This window comes from Reyranella humidisoli (genome assembly GCF_019039055.1).
GTDB classification, from domain to species: domain Bacteria; phylum Pseudomonadota; class Alphaproteobacteria; order Reyranellales; family Reyranellaceae; genus Reyranella; species Reyranella humidisoli.
The window spans coordinates 2330001-2350301 of the sequence record NZ_JAHOPB010000001.1 but is presented as its reverse complement, the minus strand read 5'-3'; the positions used below and the strand labels follow the sequence as shown (position 1 = coordinate 2350301).

General features: G+C 65.9%; 19 protein-coding genes, 1 tRNA gene and 2 rRNA genes (1 of these 22 cut by a window edge). 6 read left to right on the top strand and 16 right to left on the bottom strand.

Annotated elements, in window-relative coordinates; genetic code table 11:
- Nucleotides 1–32 precede the first annotated feature (32 nt).
- Nucleotides 33–1436, bottom strand: a complete 1404-nt coding sequence (locus KQ910_RS11435; RefSeq protein WP_216959780.1) for an aspartate aminotransferase family protein — start codon at nucleotides 1434–1436, stop codon at nucleotides 33–35.
- 99 nt (nucleotides 1437–1535) lie between these two features.
- On the opposite strand from KQ910_RS11435, the gene KQ910_RS11430 reads away from it, so the two are divergent.
- Complete coding sequence (locus tag KQ910_RS11430; RefSeq protein WP_216959777.1) at nucleotides 1536–2714, top strand: pyridoxal-phosphate-dependent aminotransferase family protein; 1179 nt, start codon at nucleotides 1536–1538, stop codon at nucleotides 2712–2714.
- Nucleotides 2715–2868: 154 nt separating this feature from the next.
- Here the strand turns inward: KQ910_RS11430 and KQ910_RS11425 are convergent, their stop codons facing one another.
- A complete protein-coding gene (locus KQ910_RS11425; protein WP_216959774.1) occupies nucleotides 2869–3609 on the bottom strand; it encodes a carbonic anhydrase in 741 nt (246 codons plus the stop codon).
- Between the two features lie 94 nt (nucleotides 3610–3703).
- On the opposite strand from KQ910_RS11425, the gene KQ910_RS11420 reads away from it, so the two are divergent.
- Both KQ910_RS11420 and KQ910_RS11415 read left to right on the top strand, forming a co-directional pair.
- A complete protein-coding gene (locus KQ910_RS11420; protein WP_216959772.1) occupies nucleotides 3704–4483 on the top strand; it encodes an enoyl-CoA hydratase/isomerase family protein in 780 nt (259 codons plus the stop codon).
- Between the two features lie 26 nt (nucleotides 4484–4509).
- The gene (locus KQ910_RS11415; RefSeq protein ID WP_229600387.1) at nucleotides 4510–4914 is read left to right on the top strand and encodes a hypothetical protein; all 405 of its coding nucleotides are present in this window, start codon (nucleotides 4510–4512) and stop codon (nucleotides 4912–4914) included.
- Here KQ910_RS11415 and KQ910_RS11410 read toward each other — a convergent pair.
- Entirely contained in the window at nucleotides 4911–6146 is a 1236-nt protein-coding gene (locus KQ910_RS11410) for an MFS transporter (RefSeq protein WP_216959769.1), read from the bottom strand. The genes KQ910_RS11415 and KQ910_RS11410 overlap by 4 nt on opposite strands.
- Nucleotides 6147–6259: 113 nt before the next feature.
- Nucleotides 6260–7003, bottom strand: coding sequence for a 2-keto-4-pentenoate hydratase (locus KQ910_RS11405; protein WP_216959767.1), 744 nt, complete (start codon nucleotides 7001–7003; stop codon nucleotides 6260–6262).
- Nucleotides 7004–7045: 42 nt separating this feature from the next.
- On the opposite strand from KQ910_RS11405, the gene KQ910_RS11400 reads away from it, so the two are divergent.
- Both KQ910_RS11400 and KQ910_RS11395 read left to right on the top strand, forming a co-directional pair.
- Nucleotides 7046–8227: an amidohydrolase family protein gene (locus KQ910_RS11400; protein ID WP_216959752.1), complete on the top strand. Its 1182-nt coding sequence runs from the start codon at nucleotides 7046–7048 to the stop codon at nucleotides 8225–8227.
- The gene (locus KQ910_RS11395; RefSeq protein WP_216959749.1) at nucleotides 8224–9054 is read left to right on the top strand and encodes an enoyl-CoA hydratase; all 831 of its coding nucleotides are present in this window, start codon (nucleotides 8224–8226) and stop codon (nucleotides 9052–9054) included. The genes KQ910_RS11400 and KQ910_RS11395 overlap by 4 nt, the downstream gene beginning before the upstream one ends.
- A 115-nt stretch (nucleotides 9055–9169) precedes the next feature.
- Here the strand turns inward: KQ910_RS11395 and KQ910_RS11390 are convergent, their stop codons facing one another.
- From KQ910_RS11390 to KQ910_RS11380, 3 genes are all read right to left on the bottom strand, one after another.
- Nucleotides 9170–9877, bottom strand: coding sequence for a DUF4198 domain-containing protein (locus tag KQ910_RS11390; RefSeq protein WP_216959747.1), 708 nt, complete (start codon nucleotides 9875–9877; stop codon nucleotides 9170–9172).
- Nucleotides 9878–9996: 119 nt separating this feature from the next.
- Entirely contained in the window at nucleotides 9997–10617 is a 621-nt protein-coding gene (locus tag KQ910_RS11385; RefSeq protein ID WP_216959744.1) for a glutathione binding-like protein, read from the bottom strand.
- A 54-nt stretch (nucleotides 10618–10671) separates the two neighbouring features.
- Nucleotides 10672–10929, bottom strand: coding sequence for a DUF1127 domain-containing protein (locus KQ910_RS11380; RefSeq protein ID WP_216959741.1), 258 nt, complete (start codon nucleotides 10927–10929; stop codon nucleotides 10672–10674).
- 155 nt (nucleotides 10930–11084) lie between these two features.
- On the opposite strand from KQ910_RS11380, the gene KQ910_RS11375 reads away from it, so the two are divergent.
- Entirely contained in the window at nucleotides 11085–11612 is a 528-nt protein-coding gene (locus KQ910_RS11375) for a TetR/AcrR family transcriptional regulator (protein WP_216959738.1), read from the top strand.
- 286 nt (nucleotides 11613–11898) lie between these two features.
- Here KQ910_RS11375 and KQ910_RS11370 read toward each other — a convergent pair whose 3' ends face one another.
- The 9 genes from KQ910_RS11370 to KQ910_RS11330 form a co-directional block, all read right to left on the bottom strand.
- Complete coding sequence (locus tag KQ910_RS11370; protein ID WP_216959724.1) at nucleotides 11899–12960, bottom strand: hypothetical protein; 1062 nt, start codon at nucleotides 12958–12960, stop codon at nucleotides 11899–11901.
- A gap of 1 nt (nucleotide 12961) precedes the next feature.
- Nucleotides 12962–13738, bottom strand: coding sequence for a phosphocholine cytidylyltransferase family protein (locus tag KQ910_RS11365; RefSeq protein ID WP_216959721.1), 777 nt, complete (start codon nucleotides 13736–13738; stop codon nucleotides 12962–12964).
- Between the two features lie 32 nt (nucleotides 13739–13770).
- Entirely contained in the window at nucleotides 13771–15375 is a 1605-nt protein-coding gene (locus tag KQ910_RS11360) for a GMC family oxidoreductase (protein WP_216959718.1), read from the bottom strand.
- A 1-nt stretch (nucleotide 15376) separates the two neighbouring features.
- The gene (locus KQ910_RS11355; RefSeq protein ID WP_229600386.1) at nucleotides 15377–15784 is read right to left on the bottom strand and encodes a hypothetical protein; all 408 of its coding nucleotides are present in this window, start codon (nucleotides 15782–15784) and stop codon (nucleotides 15377–15379) included.
- 98 nt (nucleotides 15785–15882) lie between these two features.
- Nucleotides 15883–16659 carry an SDR family NAD(P)-dependent oxidoreductase gene (locus KQ910_RS11350; protein ID WP_216959715.1) on the bottom strand — a complete coding sequence of 259 codons (777 nt, stop codon included), beginning with the start codon at nucleotides 16657–16659 and terminating at the stop codon, nucleotides 15883–15885.
- Between the two features lie 62 nt (nucleotides 16660–16721).
- Nucleotides 16722–19082: a molybdopterin-containing oxidoreductase family protein gene (locus tag KQ910_RS11345; RefSeq protein ID WP_216959713.1), complete on the bottom strand. Its 2361-nt coding sequence runs from the start codon at nucleotides 19080–19082 to the stop codon at nucleotides 16722–16724.
- A 67-nt stretch (nucleotides 19083–19149) separates the two neighbouring features.
- Nucleotides 19150–19226: transfer RNA gene (locus tag KQ910_RS11340), tRNA-Met, on the bottom strand.
- Nucleotides 19227–19282: 56 nt separating this feature from the next.
- Nucleotides 19283–19397, bottom strand: a 5S ribosomal RNA gene (gene rrf / locus KQ910_RS11335).
- 80 nt (nucleotides 19398–19477) lie between these two features.
- Nucleotides 19478–20301, bottom strand: a 23S ribosomal RNA gene (locus KQ910_RS11330) (it continues 1906 nt past the right edge of the window).

The following is a 20301-nucleotide window of genomic DNA, read 5'->3' as shown; positions in this document are numbered from 1 at the left end:
CGCGCCAAGCCACTTGATGAGTGGGACGGGTATTACGCCGCCTTTACTTCACGTTCGGCCTTGAGGGCACGAACGGTCTGGCGCAGCGCGTGGACCGTCTTCTCGATCTCGGCGCCACCGTGCGTCGCGGAGACGAAGCCGCCGGGGGCGCCCATGACGTCGACGCCGTGGGTCATCAGGCCCATGCGGATCTTGCCGGTGAGCGGACCGGCGCCGCGCGCGCCCTTGAGCTTCTCGATCGGCACCTTCAGCGGATCGAAGGTCGCGGGATCGATCGGGTCGCCGAACGGATTGGGATAGATCAGGAAGGTCGAGCTCTGGCCATAGATGCCCCACGGCACGCCTTCCTGCACCAGCACCTCGGTCAGTGCCGCGCGCAGTTCGGCCGCGGTCTTGTTGGCCTTCTCCGCGAGGTTCTCGTCGCGCACCAGCGACAGCGCGGTGACGGCGGCGGCGGCCGACAGCGGGTTGGCGTTGAAGGTGCCGGGATGGAGGATGCGCTCGATCTTGCGCGCCGCGGTCGCGGCGTGATCGATGCGGTCCATGATCTCGCGCTTGCCCGAGACCGCGCCGCCCGGCAGGCCGCCGGCCACGATCTTGGCCTGGATGCAAAGGTCGGGGGTGATGCCCAGAGCCTGCTGCGCGCCGCCCGACGACCAGCGATAGCCGGTGATGACTTCGTCCATCAGCATGACGACGCCCTTCTTCGCCGTGGCGTCGCGCACCGCCTGGACGAAGCCCGGCGGCAGCGGTGCCTGGCCCCAGGAGGCGCCCGACGGCTCGAACATGACGGCCGCGATGTCGTCGCGCTCCTCGATCACCTTCACCACCGCGGCGACGTCGCTTTGCGGCATCACGATCGAGAGCGAGGCCACTTCCTGCGGCACGCCGGGCGTCGTGCCGCCGTCGTAAGTCGCGCCAGCGCCGGCCGTGACATGGTCATGCCAGCCGTGGAAGTGGCCGAGGAAGCGCAGGATCTTGTCCTTGCCGGTGTGGGCGCGCGCGAGGCGGATCGCCATGTGCGAGGCTTCGGTACCCGACGCGGTGAAGCGCACCCGCTCGGCGCACGGCGTCAACTCGCACACCAGCTCGGCCCAGCGCACTTCCAGCTCGTGGCTCGAACCGTAATGCGTGCCCAGCTCGATCTGCCGCTTCACCGCCTCGACGACGGCGGGATGCGAATGGCCGAGCAGCATGGCGCCGTGGCCGCCGAAATAGTCGACATACTCGTTGCCGTCGACGTCCCACTTGCGCGGACCGACGGCGCGCGTGACGTGGATCGAATAGGGATCGAGGTAGCGCGCGTCGTGGGTGATGCCGCTGGGCAGCACCTTGTGGGCGCGCTCGAACAGGGCCGCCGATTTGCCCGTCCTCGCCTTGTAGTCGGCCACGACGGCGGAGTTCGTCTGCGATGAATCTTTCTCTTGCCCGGTCATACTTGCCCTCAATCCAGCTAATGGCTGAGCATCGCTTGTCTCGCTTGTTTCGCCAAGGGCCTCGCGCCACAGTCCGCGCTTCCAAAACGGAGGAACGCCGTGAACGCCAAGCCCCGAGGCCGCCAATTCTTCAATAATCCCGGCCCGACCAACATTCCCGACCGGGTCCTGCGCGCCATGGACCGGCCCGTAATCGATTTCATGTCGGAAGAATTCGTCGCGATCCATCACGCCTGCCACAACGGCGTGAAGCGCGTGCTCAAGACCGACCAGAACCTGTTCATGTATTCGTCGACCGGCCATGGCGCCTGGGAAGCCGCGCTGGCCAACCTGTTCTCGCCGGGCGAGACCGTGCTGATGGTCGAGACCGGCTACTTCTCCGAGAGCTGGACCGAGATGGCCAATCATCTCGACATCAAGGTCGAGACGATCCCCGCCGACCAGCGTATGGGCGCCGACATCGCCAGGATCGCCGAGCGCCTCGCCGCCGACAAGGAACACAAGATCAAGGCGGTGCTGACCGTGCATAACGAGACCGCGACGGGCATGGTCCTGCCACTGGCCGAGGTGCGCCGTGCCATCGACGAGGCCAAGCACCCGGCACTCCTGCTCAGCGACACGATCTCCTCGCTCGCCAGCATGGAATACAAGATGGACGCCTGGGGCATCGACCTCACCGTGGGCGGCAGCCAGAAAGGCCTGATGCTGCCAACCGGCATGTCGATGACCGGCGTCAGCAACAAGGCTCTGGAGGTGTCGCGCAAGTCCAAGACGCCGCGGCACTACTGGAGCTGGGAGATGATGACCGGCCGCGCACCGCAGAAGTTCGTCGGCACCGCGCCCGTGCACATGTTCTTCGGCCTCCAGGAATCGCTGAAGATGCTCGAGGAAGAAGGCCTCGACGCCGTCTTCGCCCGCCATGCGCGTCTGGCCGAAGCGACGCGCGCCGCGGTGCGCGTGTGGGGGGCCGACGGCAAGGGCCCGCAGCTCTTCTGCCAGAACGAGGACCGCCTCTCGAACTCGGTGACCGCGGTCGTCATGCCCGAGGGCGTGAGCTCCGATCCCCTACGCAAGGCCGCGGTCGATCGCTTCAACCTGTCGCTGGGCGGCGGGCTCGGCAAGATGATGGGCAAGATGTTCCGCATCGGCCACATGGGCGACCTCAACGAGCCGATGCTGCTGGGCTGCCTCGCCACGACCGAACTCGCCATGAAGACGGCGGGCGTGCCCTTCGTTCCCGGCGGCGTCGACGCCGCGATCAAGTCTCTGTCGGCCTGACGCTCACACTTCCGCTGCTCCCGTCAGACGGCAGAAGCAGAAGAGAAGGATCCTTCGCTGCGCTCAGGATGACACTTGTTTTTGGATCGGCGTACTGCGCCAATTCCAACAATCGTGTCATCCCGAACGAAGTGAGGGATCCTTCGCTTTCTTCTCAGAACGCCGGCTTCTTCCCCGCCAGCGCCGCGGCGAAGGCTTCCGGCTTCAGGGCCGAGCGCGGCGTTCCGGCTGTGATGGCAGCCTCGAGCTTGACGCCGACGACGGCCGCGAACTTCAGCGACTTCGGATCGAAGGCATAGAGTTGCCCGACCGTCAGGTTGAACCACCAGGCGTGCAGGGTCAGCGTGCCGGCCTTCACCCGCTCCTCGATCCAGCGATAACCCATCAGGTTGTTCACGCTGTTCACCACCGCCGCCTGCTCGACGGCGCGCGTGACCTCCTCGCGCGGGCGTCCCTTGAGCTCCTCGACGACGCGGTCGCGTGTCTCCTGGGCAATACTGGTCCAGGTGGAGAGATAGTCGTAATGGGCGTAGGCGCCGCCGCTTCCGTCGACCAGCGCGCCGATGCCGCCGCACAGCGCATGGCCCAGCACGACGATATGCTCGACCCCGAGACCCCGTACCGCGAACTCGATGGCCGCCGACGTGCCGTGATGACGCTCGTCGGGCGGAATCTGAACCGGCGGCACCATCGCCGCCACGTTGCGCACGGTGAAGATGTCGCCGGGCTTGGTCTGGGTCAGGATGCCGGGATCGATACGCGCGTCGGAGCAGCCCACGATCAGGATCTTCGGCGACTGCCCCTCTGTCGCCAGCTTCTCGAACAGGTCGAGATGCTCCTGATAATAGCCCACGCGGAAATCCGCGAACCCCTTGAGAAGCCGTTCCAACGCCATGATGATCTGCCTGTGCCCGTTTGCGGCGTGAGGCGACATAGACGATGATGCCGCAACGCACCATCACACTTTTTTGGCCCCGATTGCGGATGACATGACCGAAGAACTGCTTTTCGAGAAGCGCGGCGAGATCGGCTGGGTGACGCTCAACCGGCCGAAGGCGCGCAACGCGCTTACTTTCGCGATGTATGAAGGTTTGGCCGAAATCTGCGCCCGCATCGGCAAGACCGCGGAAGTCCGTGCCCTGGTGGTGACCGGCGGCGGCGACAAGGCCTTCGCGGCAGGCACCGACATCGCCCAGTTCCAGAGCTTCGAGAGCGGCGAGGACGGCATCGCCTACGAACGCAAGATGGACCGCATCCTGGGTGAAATAGAGCGCTGCAGCGTGCCGACCATCGCGGCGGTCAACGGCTTCTGCACCGGCGGCGGCGCGGCCATCGCGGCCGTCTGCGACCTGCGAATCGGCTCGGCCAGCGCCCAGTTCGGCTTCCCGATCGCGCGGACGCTCGGCAACTGCCTGTCGATGGCCAACTACGCGCGCCTGGCGGCCCTGATCGGCCCGCAACGGGTCAAGGAAATGATGCTGCTCGCCAAGCTGATGGACGCGCCTTCGGCCCTCGCCTGCGGCCTGATCAGCGAGCTGCTACCGGACCAGGCCGCCCTGCTGGCCCGGGCCGAAGAGATGGCCAATCTCGTGGCCGGGCACGCCCCGATCACGATGCAGGTCACCAAGGAGGCGCTTCGCCGCCTGCAGGCGCGCCTGGGCGACGAGAACATCGACGATCTCATCAGACTGGCTTACGGTAGCGCCGACTTCCGCGAGGGCATGGCGGCCTTCCTGGGGAAGCGGGCACCCAAATGGTCAGGCGCCTGACAGACGATTGTTACGGAGGGATTTTGATGAAGCGGATTGCCACACTCTCATTGGTTCTTGGAATGGGCGCTGCCGTCGCCGCCTGCCAGAACCCGCAGCAGGTGATCGCGAACAAGGAAGACATGATGGTGGCGGCGGGCTTCAAGTTCGTGCCCGCGAACACGCCGCAGCGTCAGGCGGCGTTCAAGAACCTGCCGCCGCACAAGTTCTCGCGCGAGATCAAGAACGGCCAGGTGTTCTACGTCTATCCGGACCCGACGGTGTGCGTGTGCATCTATGTCGGCAACGCGTCGGCGTACGGCACATATCGCAACAATATGTTCCAGAAGAACCTCGCGGACGAGCAGCAGATGACGGCCGACATGAACGCGATGAACGACTGGGATTGGGGCCCCTGGGGCGGCTACCCGTATCCCGGCTGGTACTACTAGGTCCTTCTTCCCAAGAGGAAGAGTGCGATCGCGGCCGCCTGGACCAGGGCGGCCGCGACGAACACCGGCATCCCTTCCGCTGGTGACAGCGTCCGCAGCCCTCCGAATACGGCCGGCGCGAATGCATAGGCCCCCTGTCCGATGGCAACGATCAACGGCACGACGCGCTGGGCGTCTGCCTTGCTGAACTCGACCTGCGCGATCAGCGGCGGCAGCGACGTGGTGTTGCCGATGCCCGCGCCGAACAGCAGCACTCCCGCCACCAGCAGCACCACATCCGTTCCCGCCGCGAACAGCAGCGCCACCGATCCCGCGATCTGCACGAGATGGCTCGCGCAGGCGACGAGCCGCCGGTCGCTGCCTTGCGGCATCAGCCAGCCGACCAGCGTGCGGCCGGCGATTGCTGCCGCAGTGGCCAGGCCCATCAGGATTCCGGCCACCGGTCCGCCGAACACCGGCACCAGCAGCGAGAAGAGATGCGCGATCAACCCGATCTGCGCGAACAGCCCCAGCGCCATCGCCGCCGCGAGGGTGAGGAAGCGACGGTCGCGCCAGAGCGAGCCGCCCGGCAGGCCGCGCTCTACAGGCACGGTCGTGCCGGCGGAGGGCGTCAGAATCCCGCCATCCTGCATCTGCCCCAAGGACTGCGGTGTATGGGCGAACACGCGGTCGGCCAGGAACCAGACCGTGGCCACCATGACTGCACCGACGACGGCTGCGGCAATGGGAAAGCCCCAGGACGCAATGGCCGCGACCCACAGCGGCGAAAAGACGACACCGCCGATGCTTGCGCCGTTATAGGCCATCGACAACGCCGCCGGCCGGCGCAGCGCGTACCACGGCGCGACGATGGCGTTCACCGCCGCCGCCCCCATCGCGACCCAGCCCGCACCGCTCAGGAACGTCGCGATCAGCAACTGCCAGGGCTCGCGCGCCAGTGCCCATCCCAGCACGCCGAACGCCAGCAGCACGGCACCCGTCTTCGTGACCGACGGCAGGCCGAAGCGGCGATAGAGCGTCGGCAGGTTGGCGACGACGACCGCACCCACCAGGAAGTGCAAAGTCACTGCCGACGAGACCAGCACGACCGACCAGTCCCGTGCCTCGCGCACCGACTGGAGATAGACGGGCGGTCCATAGAAGCCGAGCCCCCATCCAAATACGGCGAGCACGAAGGCGGCCGCGACGACGCGGCGGCCGAAGAACGGCGCGGGAGAAGCGATGCTTGTCATGCGGCGGACAGTGCCGCCGGCAGGCGCGCCGTTGTTACGGCTGCGGCCGAAGCATTTCCAACCGTCGTCCCGAGCGAAGCGCCGAAGGGCGGCTCCGCTCGGGACGTCGAGAATTAGAAACTCGCCTCCACCGAACCCAATCCAACGAACTCACCGCGTGCGTGCGAGCCGGGCGGGAAATAGCGCAGGCCGGTCCACGACCCTGTCGTGATCGCCTGGCCGGCGCGAAGGCCACCGCGATGGCGCACCGCGTGATCGATCATCCAGGCGAGCGGACGCACCGGATCGACGGCGCCGAGGCCACCTTGCTGATCGACGATCGTCTGGCCGTCGACCACCAGCCTCACCGGCAGAGTGGCCCAGTCGAGCGTCTTCCAGTTGCGGATCGGATCGCCGACCACCAGCGCGTGGTTCATCTGGTTGTCGGCCAGCAGCCACTCGGGATCGGCGTTCTTGAAGTCGGCGAGCCGGGTGTCGACAATCTCCATCCCGACGAAGGCATGGCCCACCGCGGCGAGCGCTTCCGCGCGTTCGACCGGGGCCGAGCGAGCCGCGACGTCGCGCACGATGTGGAAGGAGATCTCGACCTCAACGCCGATCATGTGCATCGCCTTGCCGTCGAACCGTGCCGGCGACGGCACGAGTGCCCCCTTGAGCAGCGGCGCCGGATTGGGCTCGGCCGTCGGCGTGCGCGCGCCGACTTTCCAGCCGGCGACCGGGCCGGTGGCCGCGGCGACGCCGTCCTGGATGGCAAAGACCGCAGCGCGGTCCTTCAGGGCGAAGGGCGGCGCCATCTGGTGGCCGCTGCGGCGCGCTTCGAGAAGGGCCTGCACGGCGTGGGAAATGTCTGGGCTCATGATAAGCTCGCGCAAAACGGACAAGAAAATTCGAGAGGAAACATGCCCTACGCCAGCGGCCGCGTCATTCACGACGCCGATGCGCACATCATGGAAGTGCCCGGTTTTCTCGAGGACTACCTGGAAGCCCGGCATCGAGCGTCGGTCACCGACGCCGTCCTGTTTCCGCGTCACGAGGGTTTCCACAGCACGCGGCTGAAGGCCGATTCGGCCACGGAATTCGACGAGACGCAGATCATGCTGCGCAAGAACTGGGAGGCGCTGGGTTCGTCGAGCCGGCAGGACCGGCCGCGCTCCGTCGACCTGCTGGGCTTCGCCAGCCAACTCATGTTCACCACGGCACTGCTCAACTACTCGTCTGTGCTGGAAGGCGGCCGCGACGTCGAACTGACCTATGCGGTGGCGCGCGCCCACACGCGACACATGGTCGAGTTCTGCTCGGTCGATCGCCGCCTGCTGCCGACCGGCTACGTGCCTCTCGTCGACTTCGAGCGCACGGAACGGGCGGCACGCGAGGCGATCGAGCTGGGCGCCAAGGCGCTGATGATCCCGTCGCGCTGCCCCGACGGTCATTCGCCGAGCCACATCGGCTTCGATCCGCTGTGGGCCATCGCGCAGGAGGCGGGCCTGCCGATCGTTTTCCATGTCGGTGGCGGCGGCAAGCTGCTGGAGGACGCGTATTTCAACAACGGCCTCCCGCCGGTGCCGGACTTCCACGGCGGCGACGACAATTTCAAGTCGATCGACTACATGGCCATCGGCTATCCGCCGATGAAGGCGCTGACGGCGCTGGTGGTCGACCGCGTGCTCGACCGTTTCCCGAGCCTCAAGTTCGGCGTCATCGAACAGGGCGCGTCATGGGTCCCTGGCTGGATGCGCAACATGGACAGCGCGCACAACGCCTTCTATCGCAACGAGGAGCGGCTGCAGAAAATGTCGCTGAAGCCCAGCGAGTTCGTGCAGCGCCAGATCCGCGTCACGCCCTATCCGCATGAGGATGCCGGCTGGATCATCGCCAACACCGGCGACGAGGTCTGCCTCTTCTCCTCCGACTATCCGCATGTCGAGGGCGGCCGCCATCCTATCAAGCGCTTCGAGGCGTCGATGGAGAAGGCCGGCACGACGGAGGCCCAGAAGCAGCGCTTCTATTGCGACAATTTCATCGACCTGATGGGCGCCGGTCTCGCGCCCGAACTCCGTCACCCCGTACAGGCAGCCGCATGACCTATTCGACGCTTCTCATCGACCGCACCGGCCCGGTGCTCAAGATCACGACCAACCGGCCCGACGTGCTGAACGCGCAGAGCCGCATCCTGCTGGAGGAACTCGACGACGCCTTCGCCGCGGCGGTCAAGGACAGCGACGTGCGGGTCATCATCCTGGCCGGCGCCGGCAAGCATTTCTCCGCCGGCCACGATCTCGGCAGCCCGCAGGAGATGGAGGACCAGAAGAAGACTCCGTTGGAGCCCGGCTTCAGGGGCGAGTATCGCCGCCTGTGGGAGCGCTTCTTCGAAAACACGATGCGCTGGCGCGACCTGCCGAAGCCCACCATCGCTCAGGTCCAGGGCTACTGCATCATGGGCGGCATGATGATCGCCTCGGCCTGCGACATCATCATTGCGAGCGAAGACGCCCAGTTCGCCGACCGCGCCGTGAAGTGGGGCGGCAGCCACGTGCAGTACTTCTCGATGCCGTGGGATTTCGGCCCGCGCAAGACCAAGGAATATCTCTTCACCGGCGACTTCATCAGCGCCGCCGATGCCGAGAAGGCGGGCCTGGTGAACCGCGTGGTCCCGCGCGAAAAGCTCGAGGCCGAGACGATGGCGCTGGCCCAGAGGATCGCCGAGCGCGATCCCTACGCGCTGAAGCTTGCCAAGGCGTCGGTCAACGAGACGCAGGATGCGCAGGGCTGGCGGCAGGCGATGGAGAACGCCTTCAAGAACTACATGCTCACCATCCCGCACCGCATCGAGATGGGCACCTACGGCGCCGCCGCCCGCGAGAAATCGCCGAAGGATCGCTTCGGCGTCCTCAACAAGAAGACCACCTAGTCATGTTCCTCTCCCTCGCTAGAGGGAGAGGTTAGGTGAGGGTGTTACAGGAAGTGCTCCGTGCGTCGCCCCCTCACCCAACCTCTCCCCCTAGCGGTGGAGAGGAGTCTGAAGCCTAACGCTTCGGCGTCACGACCGGCGGGCGGGCCGGTGCCGCGAGTCCGTCGGACACCTTGAAGGTGAGCGTGGTGACGAAGCGCATGCCGTCATAGGGCGCGGCGCCGTGCGTGCCCGGCGTGTTGTCGACCAGCGACACTTCGACGGCGTAGGTCCCTTTCCACGGCAGCGCGACCTCGAAGGCGCCCGCATCGTCGGTCTTGAGGTCCTTCGTCCAGCCGAACTCGGTCACGACCTCCACCTTGGCCTTCGGCAGGGGCTTGCCGTCGTAGAAGACCTTGAAGCTGCCGGGCGTACCGGTCGGCACGATGTCGAGCGGGATGATCGGCTTGAGCTCCCTGAAGTCGGCGACGTAGCGCGCCGACAGGCGGCCCAGCGTACGGACGGTCTTGTCGTTCTGCTTGCGCTCGGTGACCCTCGCCTGCTCGGCCACGACGCTGGTGGTGCCGTCGGCTGCGCCGGTGAACTGGAACGACGTTGGCGTCTTCTCCGCCTTGAGAGGCGCATCGCCCGCGCCGCCGAACGCCTTGGCAGCCGGCGCGGGCTCGAATCGATCGAGCAGGCCGGGCGATCCTTCGCGCAGGTTCTCGCCGAACTCGCCGAAATAGAGCTGGTAGCCCCCTCCGTCCGGCTCGAGCCAGAGCGCATGCGCAGAGGCGGCACTGCTCAACGAGAGCCACAGAAGGGCGGCGATGACGATGCGCATGGTCGATATCCTCCGAGGACAGGACATCTACCATGAGAGCGACCAAGTACTAGACGCAATCTAAATTACTGGAGATGAAGCGGGCGACCTTTCGGCCCCCCGCTCTTCTCGTCGATCACTCACGCCGCGCGGCGCTTGCGCTCCTCCATCTCCACGCCCATCGCGCGGGCAACCGAGGGTCGCTTCAGGTGGCGCTGGTGATAGGCCTGCAGGGCCGGCCACTTCGCAAGGTCGGCCTTCAGGAAAACCGCCCAGTTGAGCAGCGTCAGCAGGTAGGCGTCGGCCACGGTGAAGCGGTCGCCGACCAGCGTCTCCCGATCGCTGAGACGCCGGGCGATCGCGGCCAGCGTCGGATCGAGTTCGGCCTTCGCGGCCTCCTTCGCCTCGGCCGGCACCGCGGTCGAGAAGATGTTGTAGAAGACGCGCTTGTGCACCTCGGTGCCGAGATAGTGCAGCACATCCATGAGTTGATATCGCTCGGCGCTTCCCCAGGCCGGCGCGAGGCCCGACTCCGGGTTGCGGTCGGCCAGGTACTGCAGAACCGACGCGCCCTCGTTCAGGATCGCGCCATCGTCGAGCCGCAGCGCCGGGACGTAGCCATAGGGCGACACGGCGAGATAGTCGCCGCCGTCGTCGGTCTTCCTGCCATTGACGAACCGGACCTTGACCGGGAGCCCGGCCTCGATCACGGCGATATGCGAGGCAAGCGAACACGCCATCGGCGAAGCAAACAGTTCCATCTCAGTCTCCTTGGGATTTGACGCGGGGTTGAACAAGTCGTTCGACGCGATCGTTCAGCGCAGCCGGCCCAGACGGCGCCAGAACGGCTGGTTGGCCTCGAAGGCGGCCTGGGCCGGTGCGATGCCGGCGTCGCGCAGGCTGCGCTCGTCGACCTGCGCGAGCGCCTTTCTCGTTCGCGCGCGCTCCCGCCAGAGGCGGAGCTTCGCGAGAAGGCGGCGGTGCAGCGGCAGCCTCGGCAGCGATACGGACTGGAAGGTCGGGTCGTCGGAGAAGGGATCGACCGGGAACAGGTCGCGGCGTAAATGGCTCATGGTGGACTGCTTTCGTATTTATGTACGAAGTGGTACACAAATACGGACGACGCCCTGCGTCAAGGATAATTATGCGAGACAGTACAAAATTAGGCAAGGAACCGCGCCCGCGCGGGCGCCCGCGCGAATTCATTACCAGCGAGGTATTGGAACGCGTGCGCGACGTCTTCCTCGCCAAAGGATTTGCGGCGGCCTCGCTCGACGAGCTCTGCGCCGCCGCCGGCCTCAACCGGCCGAGCCTCTACGCCGCATTCGGCGACAAGGAGCAGCTCTACATCAGCATGCTGCGCCATATCGGCGAGAAGAGCGTCGAGGCGATGGACGCGGTGCTGTCGGGACCGGAGCCGATCGAGCAGCGGCTCGGCCGCATCTACAAGGGCGCGATCGACATCTATACCCGGCCGCCGAACAGGCCGGGCTGCATCATAGTCGGCACCGCAACCGTCGAAGCGACCAGCCATCCGCAGATCGGCGCGGCCGCCCACCAGATACTCGCCGGCTTCGAGAAGGCCTTCGAGCGCGGGTTCGCGAACAGCGACCTGAAGCCCGCGCCCTCGCCCGCCGAACGGGCCAGCATGGCTGGCGCCATCCTCTACGCCACCGGTATCCGCGCGCGACTGGGCGTACCGGCAGCGGACCTGCGGGTCTTCACAAGGTCGATGATCCCGGTGATCTGCCGGTAACGATCTCGGGACCTCTTTTCACTTCGACAATAGGTGCGTGGGAAAAGAGGTCCTTCGACTGCTCCGCCCTCCGGGCGGCTCCGCTCAGGACGACGGAGGTCGCCTAGAGTCTTTCCGCCTCAAGTCGTACCGCAACCGCACTACCTCATCCTGAGGAGGCCGCGCAGCGGCCGTCTCGAAGGATAGGCAGCAAACGTGGTGCTCGCGCCCATGCTTCGAGACGCGCTCCTGCGGAGCACTCCTCAGCATGAGGTTGGGGTGTGTTTCCGTGCTCCTTGGAAAGACCCTAGGCGTACTTGGCGCGCAGGATCCGGGCGGCCTCGGCTTCGGCCTTGAGCTTGAGATAGACCTCGTCGGTATCGACCTTCGCCGCCGAGCCCGGCGCGAAACCGCAATCGGGATTCAGGGTGATGCGCTTCTTGTCGATGCGCGTGAGGGCGCGCTCGACGCGCGACACGATCAGCGCCGCGGCCTCGGGCGCGCCGGGCGTCACGTCGACGACGCCGAGGCCCAGCTCGAAATCCTCGCGCAGGCGGCCCAGACTCTCGAGATCGTCGGCGCCGGCGGCGGTGAACTCCATCGTGAGATGCTGGACCTTGAGCTTGTTGAGCTGGTTCAGGATCGGCCCGTAAGTGCCGGCATGATGCTTTTCGCCGCGCACGCGCGCGCCGGCACGGCGGCAGAGATGGACGGCGAACTTGATCCCGTCGAAGCCCTTTACCGTCTCGTTAATCATTTCTACCGCGAAGTCGGCGGCACGGTCGGGATCCTCATAGCTCCGGCGCACATCGGGATCGACGAACAGGCAGAGATGCGGATCATCGATCTGCACGATCTCGACGCCCATGTCCTGCAGCAGCGCGATCTCGGCGCGCAGCGGCGCCACGCAGTCACGCACGAAATCCTCACGCTTCGGATAGGCCTTGCCCGAGCGGCCCTTGTCCCACAGCCGCTCGCCCAGCAGCGCCGGCGCCGGTAGCGTGATCTTGGTGGCGACCCTTGCGATCTCCTTCACGAACTTCGCTTCGGCTGCGACAAAGCCGGCCGCCTTCGGCGTCAGTTTCTCGGTCACGACGGTCCAGGGCCGCCCGTCCGCCGGATTGACCTCCAGCGTGAAGCCGTGCGCCAGTTCCGCGATGACGCCGATATAGGAGCGACGGCGCCATTCGCCGTCGTTCACGACATCGAGGCCAGCGCGCTCCTGCAGCGCCACGACGAAACGGATGGCGGCGTCCATCGTGTTGCGGTCGGTCTCGTCCCACGCCGGCTTCTCGATCAGCTCGCGGATCACGAGCGGGCGCGGGATCGAACCGACGATCGAGGCGGGAAACAGCGGCAGGGTCTTCATTTCATGGCTTCCACAGGGTCTGGGCGAGGTTCATGTCTTCCTGCGTATCGATCTCGCGATACTTGCCCGGCGTATCGGCATGGCCGAACGACATGCCCTGCTCGATCATGTCCTGGAACATGTGGATCAGGTACGCTTTCTGGAAGATCGCCGCCTCGCGATAGGGCCTGTCCCAGAACTCGGCCTTGCGGCGATGGTAGAAATCACGGAACCGGGCCGCGCCCTCGGCGCCGAACTTCGCTACGCCGATGAATTCGCCGGTCGCCTCATCGTAGGGAATCGTGCGGTAGACGCGCTCGACCCGGTCACCGCGGGTGATCACCTTCTCGGCGTCATGCGGCGGATGCTGGGTGCGCGGCTTGTAGTGCTCGCGCCAGTCGGCATCGACGCCCAGCGCCAGCTCGTCCTTCGACTCGACCAGGCCTCGCACGACGTCTTTCGTGAACAGGATGTCGGAGTAGCTGGTGACGAAGGGGCGGTCCATCAGGTCCTCGGCGCACATCAGCGAGACGAGGATGTTGTTGTCGGGCCAGTCCCTGTTCTCGCGGAAGATGAAGTCCGGATAGTCGCGCTTCACCGAGTCGATGCGATAGCCGCCGATGAACACGATCTCGGTGCAGCCCCCGCCCCTCAGGGCCTCGACGGTCCAGTCCAGGATGCGCTTGCCCTGGATCTCGGCAAAGCATTTGGGGGCGTCTTCGGTGGTGGGCATGAGCCGGCTGCCACGGCCGGCTCCGATGATGATGGCGCGCATGACGTGCTGACTGTGACGCAACATGTCCCGCCGCGCCAGCCATGACCGTCGGCCGATCAGTCGAAAAGCGAGGCCAGCCGCTGCTTCATCTGATCGGCGACGTAGAGCGCCAGGGCCTGGATGGTCGAGGTCGGGTTCACGCCGCCCGAAGTCACCCAGATGCTGCCGTCGACGATGAACAGGTTCCTGACGTCGTGGCTCCGGCCCCATTCGTTCACCACCGAGCGCTCCGGATCCGTGCCCATCTGCGCCGTGCCGAGCAGGTGGCCCGGATAGTTCAATGCGGTGCGCGACGCGAACAGCCGGGTGGCGCCGGCTTCGGCCAGGATCTCTTCGGCGCGGGCAATCCCGTGCTCCATCATGCGGCGCGTGTTCTCGCTGATCGTGTAGTCGATCTTGGGCGCCGGTATGCCGTTGCTGTCCTTCAGGACGGGATCGAGCGTCACCCGGTTGTGCTCCTCCGGCAGGTCCTCGCAGGCCACGCCGATGTTCAGCCGGTGATCCAGCATTTGCCGGTAGTGGCGATGATGATCGCGGCCCCATGGCAGGAGGCCGGAAGCCGCGCCCACGATCGCCTGGTTGGCCGGACCGGTGCCGCGGCTGAACTGCAGCGTGTAGCCGCGCACGAAGTCGCGCGACGGGTCGGTCTCGTAGAACTGCTTGCTCCAGATCGTGTTGATGGGGCCACGCCCGCCGTCCAGCGGCTCGTCGACATAGCCCGATACCATCGGCCAGGGATGCAGCATCAGGTTCCGGCCCACGAGGCCCGACGAATTGGCGAGACCGTTCGGGAACTTCGCGGAGGCCGAATTCAGCAGCAGGCGCGGCGTGCCCACGCCGTTGCAGGCCAGGATGACAACCTCGGCCCGCTGGAAATGCTCGACGCCGTCGGCATCGTAATAGACGGCGCCGGCCGCCATGCCGTGCTCGTCGGTGGTGATCTCGCGCACCCGGCAGCGCGTGCGCAGCTCGACGCCGGCCCGCAGCGCCAGCGGCCAGTAGGTGATGTCGGTGCTGGCCTTGGCGCCCTGCGCGCAGCCCGGCGTGCAGTGGCCGAGGTTGATGCAGCCCGCCCGGCCCTCATAGTCGGTGGTGGCGATGCTGCTGTCGGACGGCCACCAGTGCCAGCCCAGCCGATTCATCGCCTGGCCATAACGGGTACCGGTCTTGCCGAGCCCGATCGGCGGCATGGGCGGATGGCGCGGCGGCACGCCGGGATCGCCGGCCAGGCCAGAGACGCCCATCATCCGGTCGTTCTCGTCATAGAATTTTTCGAGTGCCCAGTAGTCGACGGGCCAGTCTTCGGCCACGCCGTCCAGCGACTTCACGCGGAAGTCCGAGGGGTGCATGCGCGGCCAGTGGGCCGTGTAGATGATCGTGCCGCCGCCGACGCCGTTGAAGTTGGCGATCTTCATCAGCGAATTGTCGTCGTTGATCGGATAGTCGGTGTCACGACCGCGACGGTTCGGACTGATCTCGAAATCCGTGTAGCGCCGCGCCTCCCAGTCACGGCCGTTGCTGGGGAAGTCCGTCGGCTTCATCCAGTCGCCCTGCTCCAGGCACAGGATCCGCATCTTCGTTTCGGCGAGGCTCCAGGCCACGGCCGCGCCCGACGCGCCCGAGCCGATGATCAGGACATCGACCTTTTCGTTCGCCGCCATGTCAGCGCCCTCCCGTCGGGAGGACTCGATCGTCGCGCCAGAGCGTCGGTCTCTTACGCACGACGTCGAGCAGCGACCAGTCGCCCTGCTCGAGCACGTAACCCTTCGGGAAAGGCGCGCGCGCCTCGTGCCCCAGCGCCCGCAGGACGCGGTCGTCGCGATAGTAGGCTCCAACGATCACCCGTCCGAGAGCGGCGGCCGGCCCGCCACCGCCGGGATACCATTCGTTGATCAGCGCTTCCCGTGCGTCCTGGCCCCTGTCGGCGAACGTCCCGCCGGACTTCGTCGAGATGGCGACGAGCGCCTCGCGCACCAGCGGAAGATCGCGACCCAGCGATCGCACGATGTCGTCCAGGATGAGCGGATCGTCGGCGCCCGGCATGCCGAGAGCGGTGTCTGCGGGAACCATCGTCCCGGCGATTTTCCTGAGGTCGTCTACCTCGGTGTCTGAAAGGCGAGTGTCGGGAGCGGCGGCCATGTGAACCCTGCTGACGTGCAGCGTCGATCCTAGGCGATGGAGCGGCCCCCATCGACGTAAAGATTGATGCCGTTGATGTAGGCGCCGGCATCCGAACACAGAAGCAGGGCCGCGCCCACCAGGTCGTCGGGCCGACCGAGCCGGCCCGTCGGAATGCGCTGAGCCAATACCTCGCCCTCGACCGCCATCTGTTCGCGGTTGCGCGCTGTCAGGATGGCGCCCGGCGCGAGATTGTTCACCGTGACGCCCTGACCACCGAATTGCCGGGCGAGATTCCAGGCCCAGTTCAACTGCGCCGCCTTGGTCCCGGCATAGACCAGCATGCGGGGATGCGGCCTGACCTGCTGGACGCTGCCGATCGTCACGACCCGCCCCCAGCCGCGGCGCCCCATCGGCGGGACCAGTTCCTGCAGCAACTCCATCGGGCTCCGCAGATTGACCGCGATCTGCCGGTCGAACCGCCCGCGATCGATCGCCTCGAAGGGTTCCGGCAATTCGATCGAGGCGTTCAGAACCAGGATGTCGACCGGCGACCAGGCCGACACGGTTTCGGCCAGCCGGCGCCCGGCATCGTCGAGCGCGAAGTCCTGCGCGAAAGCGCGCGCAGTTCCGCCATCCTGTTCGAGCTCGCGGACGACGGCCCCGGCATCCGCTTCCTCCTCGGGAGTACCGGCGTGATGAATCGCGACCTGCGCACCGGCACGGCCCAGCGCGAGCGCGATGGCCCGGCCGATTTCCCGGCGGGCGCCGGTCACCAGGGCGGTGCGGCCTTTCAGTCGGAAGAGATCAAGCGGATCGTGTGACATGTCGGCTCAGCGGTGGACCCTACCCACTGGAGCACGTTGCATTCCGGCCGTCACGCCGACCGTCACGCCGGCCGGGGCTCACCCGCCATCTTTTCGATCTCGCACCACGAGCACCGCAGCGGGATCGAGCCGCTGACGGGATCGGCCCGGTCGGTGCCGATCGCGCCGTTCAGGTTCGCGGCCAGAGGGTGACTGCGATCATACGGCGTGCCGTCGCCCCCATCGACCCACCAGCCGTGCTGGCCGAACACGGCTCCGGGCGCGAGACCCGGCACGATGGCCGCCCGGGCAACCACGTCACCGCTCCGTGTCCTGATGCGAACCCAGTCGCGCTGAACGATCGAGCGGGCCGCCGCATCTTCAGGCGAGATCTCCACGACCGGGTCGGGGACCAGCCGGCGCAGCGAGTCGATATTGCGGTGCTGGCTGTGGCAGTAGGCGACGCTCTTGGCACTGCCGAGGCGCAGCGGGTAATTCGCGTCGACCGGCAGAAGATCTTTGACGTCGAGACCGGGTAGCGGCCGGTAGCCGGCCAGCAGCAGCCGCTCCGAATAGATTTCGATTTTGCCGGTCGGGGTCGGGTAACCGCGGGGACGGCCGTCGTGCGGAGCCGCCTGGGCGTCGAGCTGCGCTGCGCCCTCGACCACGATGCCCGCCGGAGAGCCGCGCAACATCTCGACGGTCAGTCCCGTTTTGGCCAGGACGGCGTTGTGGCCGCGGTCGGCATCGAGATCGAACATCCGCTCACCGAGGCCAAGCCCGGCGGCGAGTCCCATCACGATGTCGGTGTCGGAGCGGGCCTCGCCGACGGGCGCGACGACAGGTGGCCGGAGCTGGACATGCCGCAGTCCCTCGAGGCTGCCGTCGAAGCCCGTGCGCAAGCCTTCCCGCTCCCACGAGGTCGCGACGGGCAGGATGATGTCGGCGTAGCGGGCCGTCGCATTGACGAAGAAATCCGCATGGACGTGGAATTCCAGCGCCGACAGCGCCTGACGGGCGGTTTCCGTATCCGGCTGCGACACCAGGAGGTTGGTGCCGAACGACATCAACATGCGCACGGGATAGGGCGCCTTCGTCAGCACGGCCTTGTAGACATCGCGGGCCGTGACCCAGCCTTGAAGGCCGGGACCGAGGGGCCGCTCGGCGAGACCGAGCGCCTTGTCGCGCTGTTCCGAGGACAGAAGATCCTGGCCGGAAATATCGACGAAGGGCGCAGCACCGCCCGGCACGTTGCCGCCTTTACGGCCATAGCTGCCGGTGAGTGCGTAGAGATTCGAAATCGCGCGATCGGTCTGGGTGGCCGTGACGCTCTGCCCGACACCGTTCCAGGCGTAATAGGCAACCGACTTCGCGCCGGCGATGATGTCGGCAGCCTTCGCGAGGTCGCCGGGCTCGATGCCGCTTACTTCGGCGACACGCTCCGGCGGAAACTCGGCCGCTTCCCCCGCGAACAATTCCAGCGCCGTGTGACACAGGACGGGGCCGGAGAGCGTTTCGACAGTGCCGCTCCACCGCAGGACGGGCGTGGCGGAGCCTTCGCTCGTCGCATCGAAAGGCAACAGGCCACCGCCCTCGCCGGCTTGAGAAAACAGAACGTCGCTCCGGCCATCGGCCCGAAGGTCGCTCTGGCGCAGAAAGTGGCCCGTGTCGGAGCGCACGAGCAGGCTGGCGTTCGTCCAGGTCCCGGCAAAGGCGCGATCGAAGCGTCCGCTCGAGATTAGCAGATTCGCAAGCCCGAGGGCGACCGCCTGGTCGGTGCCGGGGCGCACCCGCAGCCACTGGCTCGCCCGTTTGGCCAGCGCCGTCGGTCGCGGATCGATGACGATCATGCGCGCGCCGTTCTTCAGGCCCTTTTGTATCTCCACCTGACGCGCCAGCCACGTCGCCGCGGGATTGTTTCCCCACAGCACGATGCAGTCCGTGTTGGCGAAATCCGGCGTGCCGACATCGTGGCCGTAGGTGAAGCGGGAGGCGTAGTCCTTGTGCCAGTTGCAGATTTCAGTTCCGTAGATCGTGTTCGGACTGCCGTAGGCGCGGATGAAGCGCTCGACCCAGGAGATCGAATCCGAAATATGCGACCCGCTCGGCGTGGTGACCGAGAAGGCAACCTGTTCGGCGCCGTGCACCTCCCGGATACGGGACAGGCGAGCGGCGATTTCCGTCAGTGCCTCGTCCCAGCTGATCGGCGTCCAGCCGGGATCGGCGGCGCCCTTCGGTCGGGTCCGGCGAAGAGGGGTCGTCACGCGTTCTGGATGATAGACGAGTTCGGGGGCCGCCCGGCCCTTCGGACAAAGCGCCTGGCCGGTCGGATGATCCGGCAAAGGCTCGATCCCCCGCAAGCGCCCGTCTTCCACGACGGCGATGCAGCCACAGCGCGACCGGCATTGCGTGCAAAAGGCCGGGATCTTCTGCGGTCCACCCATCTGCGTTCTCCTAACCGGCGCCCGGACGCACAAAAGCCGCCCTCTTTCGAGGACGGCTTTTAGAGTTTGGTTGCGGGGGCAGGATTTGAACCTACGACCTTCAGGTTATGAGCCTGACGAGCTACCGGGCTGCTCCACCCCGCGTCAAATCCTGCGTGCAGTGATCGTCGTATCGGAATGTTTCCCTTTGCATTCGGAAGATCCGGCAGCGACCTACTCTCCCGTGCCTTGAGACACAGTACCATTGGCGCTGAGAGTTTTCACGTCCGAGTTCGGAATGGGATCGGGTGTACACCTCTCGCTAAAGCCACCGGATCGTCGAAATGCAAAGGGTGAGGTCTTTTAAGTCGTGCACAAGGCCCTGCAGCGGATGTCGACCGCTGCACGGAACGAATGAAATCAAGCCGATCGAGCTATTAGTACCGCTAAGCTTAATGCATCACTGCACTTGCACATGCGGCCTATCAACGTGGTGGTCTACCACGACTCTCAGCGAGACCTAGTTTTGAGGCGGGTTTCACGCTTAGATGCTTTCAGCGTTTATCCCTTCACTACATAGCTACCCGGCGCTACGGCTGGCGCCATAACCGGTACACCAGAGGTAAGTCCATCCCGGTCCTCTCGTACTAAGGACGGCTCCTCTCAAGTCTCGAACACCCACAGCAGATAGGGACCAAACTGTCTCACGACGTTTTGAACCCAACTCACGTACCACTTTAATCGGCGAACAGCCGAACCCTTGGGACCTGCTCCAGCCCCAGGATGTGATGAGTCGACATCGAGGTGCCAAACACCACCGTCGCTGTGGACGCTTGGGTGGTATCAGCCTGTTATCCCCGGCGTACCTTTTATCCGTTGAGCGATGGCCCACTCACGCGGAACCACCGGATCACTATGGCCGACTTTCGTCCCTGCTCGACTTGTCAGTCTCGCAGTCAGGCGGGCTTGTGCCATTGCACTCAGCAGCCGATTTCCGACCGGCCTGAGCCCACCATCGCGCGCCTCCGTTACTCTTTGGGAGGCGACCGCCCCAGTCAAACTACCCACCATGCAGGGTCCCGGATCTGGATTACAGACCGCGGTTAGACATCAAAGAACAAAAGGGCGGTATTTCAAGGTTGCCTCCACCAGAGCTAGCGCCCCGGTTTCAAAGGCTCCCGCCTATCCTACACATCCATTCTCTAATGCCACTGCAAAGTTGTAGTAAAGGTGCACGGGG